This window comes from Clostridium sp. LS (genome assembly GCF_002760435.1).
GTDB lineage: Bacteria > Bacillota > Clostridia > Clostridiales > Clostridiaceae > Clostridium.
On the sequence record NZ_AUUU01000142.1, the window covers coordinates 1 to 8,208 of the forward strand.

Here is an 8,208-nt window from a genome sequence, read left to right on the forward strand (position 1 = left end):
ATTATTTCGGTAAGCTACCACATAAGTCTAGTTTACATGTTGTTTATCTATAATAAGAGCAATGTGAAAAAGTTTACATTGAATTAGGATTTGTTTGGTGATAATATTAATATAAGGAAGAGATTATAAAAAGTAATTATAAAATTAGCAACCTAAGATAGTTTCAAAATTAGTCACAAACTATAATTTTAAACAATAATATACAATAGAGAATTAGTGTATAGTACTTATGAATTTGTAGATGTTGTTTGTGTTTTGAGAGTATATGGGAGGGGAGTTAATTGGGTAATAATATTATTGAAATGAAAAATATTACAAAGAGTTTTTTTATTGGAAAGCCGAACCAGTTAGATATTCTTAAAAATATTAATATAAACATAAGAGCTGGCGAATTTGTGGCTATTGTAGGTGCATCAGGATCAGGAAAAAGTACATTAATGAATATAATAGGAGTTCTAGATAGGCAAACTTCAGGTGATTATTACTTGGACAATATTGATATAAATAAAATCAATGATAATAAGTTAGCTGAGATAAGAAATAAAAAGATAGGATTTGTATTTCAAACTGCAAATTTAATAGCTAGAACAAATTCATTAAAAAACGTAGAATTACCAATGTTGTATTATGGTTTGGAGCGAAAAGAAAGAATAAATAAAGCTAAGGAATTATTAGAATTGGTTGGAATGGATGATAGGCTCAATCATCTGCCTAATGAATTATCTGGAGGGCAAAGGCAAAGAGTTGCTATTGCTAGAGCTCTAGCGAACGACCCAGATATAATACTTGCAGATGAGCCAACAGGAGCTCTTGATTCTGAAACTGGAAGAACAGTTATGAATTTATTTCATAAGATTCACGAGAAACAAGGAAGAACCATAGTACTAATAACCCATGATAGAGATCTTGCGAACGAAACTCAAAGGATAATTACTATAAGAGATGGGGAAATAATAGGGGAAAAAAATAATTCTTATAAAAAAATTTATACTCTAAATTGACTATAAAATATTGTTGGATTTAATAGAGGTTATATTTATGCACTAATTTGCAAAAATATAGCCCCTTTTATATTTGCTTTGAAAATAAACTGAAAATATAAATTACAAAAATAAAATAAAATTCTTATAATTTTTTCTGAAATTTGTAATAATATATTTATATATATGTAAATTTAGGGTATACTTTAATTGTTTGAGTTTTTTTATAACAATAAGCACTATACTAGAAAAATATTAAAAAAAGGGGAACGCAAATGAGTGAATTAAATCATGAACTTGGAATTATAGCATTAGAAAGCTGTGCGGAATTAGGTAATGCTATAGACAAGTATATCCAGAACAACAGAAATTGTACAGAATCATTCTTAATACCAGTTGAAGAAATTAGATTTTCTAATGGAGAAGGAAAAGTTAAAATTTCTGAGACTGTTAGAGCAAAAGATATTTACATTTTATGTGATGTTGGAAATTATAGCTGCACATACAAAATGTTTGGAATCGAAAATCATAAAGGTCCAGATGAACATTTTCAAGATATAAAAAGAACGGTTGCAGCAATAAGAGGTAAAGCGGCGCGAATAACTGTAATAATGCCTCTTTTATATGAATCAAGACAACATAGACGTAAAGGAAGAGAGTCTTTAGACTGTGCTTTAGCGCTTCAAGAACTTGAAAGATTAGGTGTTGATGAAATTATTACTTTTGATGTTCATGACCCTAACATACAAAACGCTATTCCTTTATTATCTTTTGAAAATATATATCCAACTTATGACATTGTCAAAGCCATTGTATCTAATGAAAAAACATTAGAGTTAGATAAGGAAAAATTACTTGTAATAAGTCCAGATACAGGAGCAATGGATAGAGCTATTTATTATTCAAGTGTTTTGGGTGTTGATGTTGGTCTTTTCTACAAGAGAAGAGATCATTCTACAATTGTTAACGGAAAAAATCCAATTGTTCAACATGAATATGTAGGAAGAGAAGTTTCTGGAAAAGATGTATTAATTGTTGATGATATGATAGCATCTGGTGAATCTGTTCTTGATATTGCAAAAGAATTAAAGAAAAGAAATGCTAGAAATGTTTATGTAGCAGCTACCTTTGCCTTCTTTACTGAAGGTCTTGAAAAGTTTGCAAAAGCATATGAAGATGGATTAATATCAAGAATATATTCTACTAACTTGACATATATACCGCCAAGCTTACAAGGTGAAGTATGGTTTAAAGGTGTTGATTTGTCAGAGTTGTCAGCTAGAATCATAAACCGATTAAATCATGGTAGATCAATAGCTAAGTATATGGATGCAACAAGAATAATACATAGTTTATTAAATAAATAATTACTCGTTCTTAAAAATACATGTATAATAATATAGAAATATAAAGAGAAAATGAGTTATTAGGGTTTTTAAATATGGTGTCATGTTTAAAATGCTATTAATAACTCATTTTTTTTTGAAGCACAAATTATTTTGTTATTTTTAGTTGATGGAAAAAGGTGGAATAAGAATGGGCGCCGTGATATAATTAAGTGAGTTACTTGTAAGTGTTTTGGCTTATAATAAGATTATTTTTAGTCATAATTTTTTTTCATTAGCAATATATATAATTTTAAATGGATATGTAACTTATGAACTATTTGTTTAATAACCTAATGTAACATAATGTATTTACTCGTTTACACTTTGCATATATTATGTTGAATTTGCATAATGATTATAAAATAAAATAAGTGACTAAAGGAGGATAAAATGAAAAGAAATTATAGAATTAAACTAAGAATAGCTTTACTATTTTTTATTATGGTAATGAGTAACTCTTTGCCAGCTTATGCGGAACCAAATCCATCATCACTCCAAGAAGCAATAGAGAATGTACAAGATTGTGATAGAAAAATTGAAAGTAATATGGACAACCTAAATAAATTAAAAGAGCAAATATCTGAAAAGGAAAATGAGATAAAAGAAAATAGTGATTTATTAAAATTAGCGCAGGAAAAGGTTGATAAAAGCAATAAACAACTATCAGAGAGATTGAAGGGAATACAATTAAATGGAGGTCTAGAAGTTACTTCTATGCAATACATAGATGCACTGTTTTCTTCTGGAAATGTTTTAGATGCACTTCACAAGGTATCATTAATATCTCAAATATGTACAAGCGATAAGAATCTTATTTTAGAAGCTAAGGAATCAAAGAAGAAGCTTTTAGTGATTCAGGATAATATAGATAAAGAACGTAAGGATTTAGAAAAAAATAAAGAAGATGTTGAAAATAAAATTAAAGAATTGGAAGATCAAAAAGGAAATCTTTTAAAATATATTCAGGAAAATGGAGTGATTTTTTCAGGTGATGAAGGTATTACTGTACCTATAACTTTACCTTCAGATATTACAGGACAAGCTAAGGCGGTAATTGAAGAGGCTGAAAGGTATCTAAAAGTACCTTATGTGTGGGGAGGAGAATCACCTGAGGGCTTCGATTGTTCCGGACTTATACAATATGTATTTAAATCTCAAGGAATAAATGTACCTAGAATATCAGAGGATCAACAGAAATTTGCATCTACAGTTGACATGGCGGAAATTAAACCGGGAGATTTGGTATTTAATAGGCCTTCAGATTCTACACATGTGGGAATGTATATAGGGAATGATATGTATATTCAAGCACCTCATACAGGAGATGTTGTAAAAATAAGTAGATTAAGCACGTCTAACATGAAGTATGTTGGAAGGGTTTTAAATCCATAATGTAAAAAGAAATATTTTAATTTTGATAATAATTAATGAACTCCTTAAAGTTCTGATATTCCATATTAATTTAACCATAAAATAAATAAGTATAAATAAATTTTTTACATATACTATATTTAATAATTATGTTTAAATTGGAGGGAAATATGGATACTAAAGAGAATTTTTTATGTGATATGAAAAGTGGAGAGAGCTTAAAATTATCATTAATGGTTATGAGAATTTTATTTAGAGATTCTAGTAAAATTGTATGTATATTAGCAGATAGAAGTGGCGAAATAAAAGCTAATTTGCCTAATAAAAAAGATGATATTAGGGAAGGCAGAGTAATAGAAATAGAAGGTATTAGAGATGGTAATTTAGATGTAAAAGCATATGAATTTGTTGAAAATTATAATATTTCAGATTATTTACCTACAGTAAGCAGGCCTATTGATGATATTCTGGAAGAAATAGAGCGATATACAGAAAAGTATGTTATTTCTGAGGAAGCTAAAGTTTTGAATGATTATTTCTTTAGAGATGAAGAATTTTTAGATAAATTTAAGCGTGGTATAGGTGGTGTGTCTATGCATCATAATTATATAGGGGGACTTGCAGAACATACTCTAAATGTTATGGATTTAACTATAATGCTTTGTGAAAAATATAATTGTAGAAGAACAGAAATTGCGGTTTTAGCAGCGAAGCTTCATGATATAGGCAAAATTCATGAATTATATTATGATGGTCCATTTAAATATACCCTAAGAGGCGAAATGGAAGGTCATATAGTCATTGGCATAGAAATGATAGACAAAGCTATTAAAGATAAGCCGAAATTATTTACAGAGGATTTCATTGCAAGAATAAAGGGGTGCGTTGTTCAGCATCATGGAAAGCTTGAATATGGTTCACCAAGGGAAATGCGAATGGAAGAATCATTTATAATAAATTATGCTGATTCTATAGATGCAACTATGAATAAAATTTCACAAATAAAAAATACAACGCAATCTGGCACTTGGTCAGAATACGATAGAAGAGTCGAAACTAAACTGTATTTATAAAATAAAAGAAACGTGAGGAATATATGAATATTTTATTTATGAGAGTTACCTTAAGGGCATCTTGGGTGCATTCATTAAAAGAAAAAAGAATGATTGTAAGAAGCATAACTCAAAGATTAAAAAATAAATTTAATATATCTGTATCAGAAGCAGATGAACAAGATGTACATAAAACTTTAGTAATAGGTATTGTAGGTATATGCGCAAATTCAGCACAATGTGATTCTACAATGGAAAATATTATTAACTTTATAGAATGTAATACAGATGCAGAAATAATAAATATTGAAAAAGAAGACATTAGAAGATAAGAAGTTAAAATTAGGAGTGAATAATTATAATATCACTCCATTTATTTTTCTATTGCTATAAGTAAATACATATTTAAATTCTAAATCTTTAAGAAGATCGTATGCGTAGTTTATTTTTTGCCCAATTTTATCGTTGCTATGAGCATCAGAACCTACAGTTATTATTATACCGTTTAAATCTTTGTACATTTTTAGTATTTCTAATTTCGGGAAAAGCAAATTATCATTTAATCCAGAAGTATTCACTTCAATACCTTTTCCACTATAAATTATTATTTTTAAAATTTCATATATATATTCCTTGAAATCTTCAAAGTTATAAACCCCACCTTCTTTAAAAGCATAACGCTGAACGATATCTAGATGACCAAGAACATCAAAGTCACCAACTTTTATAAATTCTAAAACTTCTTTAAAGTAGGTTTCATAAGTGTAGTTAACTCCGTGCTCTGAAATGTTAGCCCTTAAACCTTGTCCATTAAGATTGTGTATTGAGCCAATTATAAAATCTATATTATTTGTTTTAAAGTATTTATCAAAATCATCCTTAAAAAGATGATATTCTCCAATTTCTAAGCCTTTCTTTATTCTAATCCTTTTATGATATTTTTGTGAAAGATTCAGGATTTCATTTTCATAATCATTATAATTAAAAAAATTATAACTTTTATCCTCAGGGTCAAAGCTAATATGTTCTGTTAAACATATTTCATTTATGTTCATAGAAATAGCTTTAATTATTATTTCCTCAATATTTTGATTAGAATCAAAAGAAAACTTTGAATGCAAATGGTAATCGCTTAAGTATTTCATTTTAATTAATCATCTCCATAATTTAAGTATAAATTGCACCAATAGAAGTGATGGAGAAATCACTAAAGGCTCTAAATATTCTTTTAGAAAACCCCGTAGAGATTTCTCCAATACCAATTGACTTGTTTTATATTAACTATTAACTGAATTAAACTTGTTCAGCAATATAATAAAGTAACTGTTCAGTAGCTTCCCAGCCGAGGCATGGATCAGTAATTGATTTACCATAGATATGTTCATCGATTTTTTGACAGCCTTCTTCTATGTAGCTTTCAATCATAACTCCTTTAACTAGCTTCTTAAGGTCACTATTGTAATTTCTGCTATAAAGTATTTCTTTTACTATACGAGGTTGTTCTGCAAATTTTTTCATAGAATTTGCATGGTTTGCATCAACAATTACTGCTGGATTTGGGAAATTATATTCGTTATATGCTTGAGCAACTCGCATTAAATCTTCATAGTGATAATTAGGAATATTGTTGCCATGTTCATCTACAGAACCACGCATAATTGCATGAGAATATGGATTACCAGTAGTATTTACTTCATTATGTCTGTATAAGAAGTTATGTTTTGCGTGTGCTGCCTGTATGGAATTAAACATTACTGTCATATCACCGCCTGTAGGATTTTTCATTCCAACAGGAACATCGATTCCACTAGCTGTAAGTCTATGTTGTTGATTTTCAACACTTCTTGCCCCAACTGCAACGTATGATAATAGATCATCACAATACATATAGTTTGAAGGATAAAGCATTTCATCGGCAGGAGTAAGATGTGATTCTTCAATTGCTCGAATAAACATCTTTCTAATTGAAATTAATCCTTCAAGAATATTAGGAGATTTTTCAGGATCAGGTTGATGAAACATTCCTTTATATCCTTCACCAGTAGTTCTAGGTTTATTTGTATAGATTCTAGGAACAATAAACAACTTATCCTTAACCTTTTCGTTTACTTTTGCAAGTCTGCTAACATAGTCACAAACTGAGTTTTCATCGTCAGCTGAACAAGGTCCAATAATAACAAGAAATTTATTACTTTTTCCAGTGAATATTTCTTTAATTTCTGCATCTCTTTCAGCTTTTATCTTTTGCAGATTATCTGCGAGAGGAGTTAATTCTTTAATCTCCTCTGGAGATGGTATTTTTCTTACAGTTATAAAACTCATTTATAAAGCCCCCTTAGTATTTAATATATACTCAAATAGAAAAATTTAAATAAATTATATACAACTTTAGAATAAGTATATAATTATTAACATTATTTAAGATGAAAAGTATATTGGAATTCAAATTTGAGTACTTATATAAATATATAATTATTGAAAATTTTAGTCAAGTTACATTATATGCTGAATTTAATAAAATGATACTTTATTTATAAAAAAATTAATTAAATAAAATACGAAAATGAAGGGAGCCATACATTAGAATATTTACCAATTTAGGCATAAAAGTGCCTGGCTTCATTCTAGGAAGTGCACTTATATAGAATATTTCAAAATATTCCATTAATTTAAAAAAGAAAAATAATTAATGCATCTTTTTATTATTAAAATCATAAATTTTATAGGTAGAAATATTTGAGAGGTATTTATGTCTATCTATTTTGATTTCAAAACTATTAATGAACTTACAGGAGACAATTATTATAGACAGCCAAAAGAATTTACTTTAGATGAATTAGCACAGTACAATGGAAATAATGGAAATCCTGCCTATGTTGCTATTGAAGGTATAGTATATGATGTGACAAGGCAGGTAAACTTTGGGGGAGGAGCAAATTTTGGACTTGTTCCAGGCCAAGATATAACAGATCAATTTAATTCTTACTATGGAACGATGGATATTCTTACAAATGCTCCTAAAGTTGGTGTGCTTACAGATGATTATATGAATTATAGATATGATTCATTTATGAATAGGCAGACAGGACAAGGACAGCAAGATACATCTAAATTTACTCCTGATGATTGGGTTAGATATATCACACCAATAGTAACTTTTGGTTTGAGAGAACCTAGCCAAGGATCAAGTCCACAACGTATATATCAAAAGGTTGCGATATTAGGAGTGCTTGTTGGGTTAGGAAAAACACCTCAAGAAGCTATTAGTCAGCTTCAAGATTGGCAAAGTACAGGCGCTTCTAAGTTATTAAAGGGTGGAACTACAACTGGAACTAGTACAGGAGTCGGAACCGGAACAAGTGGAGGCATGGGAACCGGAGGAAGCGGAACAGGAACTGGAACAAGCGGAGGCATGGG

Annotated in this window: 8 protein-coding genes; 6 read left to right on the forward strand and 2 right to left on the reverse strand. The window is 29.1% G+C overall.

The annotated features are described in order from the left end of the window. Positions 1–281 precede the first annotated feature (281 nt). The 5 genes from COL3_RS24175 to COL3_RS24195 all read left to right on the forward strand — a co-directional run bounded on the left by COL3_RS24175 (position 282) and on the right by COL3_RS24195 (position 5,123). Entirely contained in the window at positions 282–1,001 is a 720-nt protein-coding gene (locus COL3_RS24175) for an ABC transporter ATP-binding protein (RefSeq protein WP_099716740.1), read from the forward strand. A 254-nt stretch (positions 1,002–1,255) separates the two neighbouring features. Continuing rightward, on the forward strand, positions 1,256–2,347 hold the full coding sequence (locus tag COL3_RS24180; protein ID WP_008427980.1) for a ribose-phosphate pyrophosphokinase: 1,092 nt from the start codon (positions 1,256–1,258) through the stop codon (positions 2,345–2,347). 411 nt (positions 2,348–2,758) lie between these two features. Then, complete coding sequence (locus tag COL3_RS24185) at positions 2,759–3,760, forward strand: C40 family peptidase (protein ID WP_008427982.1); 1,002 nt, start codon at positions 2,759–2,761, stop codon at positions 3,758–3,760. A gap of 149 nt (positions 3,761–3,909) precedes the next feature. Next, complete coding sequence (locus COL3_RS24190; protein WP_008427985.1) at positions 3,910–4,812, forward strand: 3'-5' exoribonuclease YhaM family protein; 903 nt, start codon at positions 3,910–3,912, stop codon at positions 4,810–4,812. A gap of 23 nt (positions 4,813–4,835) precedes the next feature. Further along, a complete protein-coding gene (locus COL3_RS24195; protein ID WP_008427986.1) occupies positions 4,836–5,123 on the forward strand; it encodes a DUF503 domain-containing protein in 288 nt (95 codons plus the stop codon). Positions 5,124–5,147: 24 nt separating this feature from the next. On the opposite strand, the gene COL3_RS24200 is transcribed toward COL3_RS24195, so the two are convergent. Both COL3_RS24200 and COL3_RS24205 read right to left on the reverse strand, forming a co-directional pair. Then, positions 5,148–5,936, reverse strand: a complete 789-nt coding sequence (locus tag COL3_RS24200; protein ID WP_008427988.1) for a histidinol-phosphatase HisJ family protein — start codon at positions 5,934–5,936, stop codon at positions 5,148–5,150. 148 nt (positions 5,937–6,084) lie between these two features. Further along, positions 6,085–7,113: a 3-deoxy-7-phosphoheptulonate synthase gene (locus COL3_RS24205; RefSeq protein WP_008427989.1), complete on the reverse strand. Its 1,029-nt coding sequence runs from the start codon at positions 7,111–7,113 to the stop codon at positions 6,085–6,087. A 427-nt stretch (positions 7,114–7,540) separates the two neighbouring features. Here COL3_RS24205 and COL3_RS24210 point away from each other — a divergent pair. Continuing rightward, positions 7,541–8,208: cytochrome b5 domain-containing protein (locus tag COL3_RS24210; protein ID WP_099716741.1), on the forward strand; the 668-nt coding region annotated here is incomplete at its 3' end.

What these genes read in the sequence shown, in the direction of transcription:
- COL3_RS24180 (WP_008427980.1), top strand. Translation starts at nt 1,256, where the DNA reads ATGAGTGAATTAAATCATGAACTTGGAATTATAGCATTAGAAAGCTGT.
- COL3_RS24185 (WP_008427982.1), top strand. Translation starts at nt 2,759, where the DNA reads ATGAAAAGAAATTATAGAATTAAACTAAGAATAGCTTTACTATTTTTT.
- COL3_RS24190 (WP_008427985.1), top strand. Translation starts at nt 3,910, where the DNA reads ATGGATACTAAAGAGAATTTTTTATGTGATATGAAAAGTGGAGAGAGC.
- COL3_RS24195 (WP_008427986.1), top strand. Translation starts at nt 4,836, where the DNA reads ATGAATATTTTATTTATGAGAGTTACCTTAAGGGCATCTTGGGTGCAT.
- COL3_RS24200 (WP_008427988.1), bottom strand. Translation starts at nt 5,936, where the DNA reads ATGAAATACTTAAGCGATTACCATTTGCATTCAAAGTTTTCTTTTGAT.
- COL3_RS24205 (WP_008427989.1), bottom strand. Translation starts at nt 7,113, where the DNA reads ATGAGTTTTATAACTGTAAGAAAAATACCATCTCCAGAGGAGATTAAA.